This window comes from Alienimonas sp. DA493 (assembly GCF_043951915.1).
In the GTDB taxonomy this organism is placed as follows: Bacteria; Planctomycetota; Planctomycetia; order Planctomycetales; family Planctomycetaceae; genus Alienimonas.
In genome coordinates, this window is sequence record NZ_JBINJD010000342.1 from 1 (window position 1) to 776 (window position 776).

Below are 776 nucleotides of genomic sequence, written 5' to 3' on the forward strand. Positions count from 1 at the left end.
CGAGGCCGAGGCCGCGCCGGGCGGCCTCGCCTGGGAAAAGCCGCCGTGCGGGGAGGGGGCGGACGGCGGAACGCCGTGCCGCTGGGCGGCGTTGCTGTACGGGGAGCCTTGGCGGACGAGCGGCGGGCCGACGCGGCGGGAGACGCTGCTGATCCGCGAGGGCGGGGGAGCGGGGCGGACGTACTTCCTCTCCGAGCCGCCGGAGGGGACGCCGGTCTCGACGCTGGCGGCGGTCGCCGGCGGGGTGGGGTCGCTGCGGGCCTGCCTGCGTGAGGCCCGGCGGGACGCGGGGCTGGACGGGTACGAGGTGCGGAGCTGGGACGGCTGGTATCGGCACGTGACGCTGTCGATGCTCGCCCACGCCGCCCTGACGGCGGCCCGGACGCCGGACGGGGCTCCGGAGGGGAGGCCCGCGTCCCAGACGTTCGCTGTCCGACCCGGGTGAGGCGTCCCGCCTGCGGCCGCGAGCGGGGGCGCCGGCGGATCCCGACGGACACGTCCCCGCGGAGGAGTACCGGGGGATCGCGGCTGAGAGGAAACGCGGCGTCTTCTCCGCCGATTGGGCAACGGACCCGCGGCCGCCGGGGCGGCCGCCAGGGGCGGACGACGACTCGATCGACGGAACCGACGATGCAGAACCCGGTTTCCTCACCCGAGGCGGGGGCCGGTGGGCCCGCTCGGGCGGGCCCGCTCGGAGGACTCGCGAACGCGTCGCCGGTCGCCGAGTCGCGGACGCCCCCCAGGAACCGCCGCGTCTCACCCCCGCCCGCCGGGGC

Annotated in this window: 1 pseudogene; it reads left to right on the plus strand. The window is 78.4% G+C overall.

Annotated elements, in window-relative coordinates:
- Positions 1 to 445 (plus strand): annotated as a pseudogene (locus ACG2DA_RS22915) (hypothetical protein); the annotation flags it as partial.
- Positions 446 to 776 lie beyond the last annotated feature (331 nt).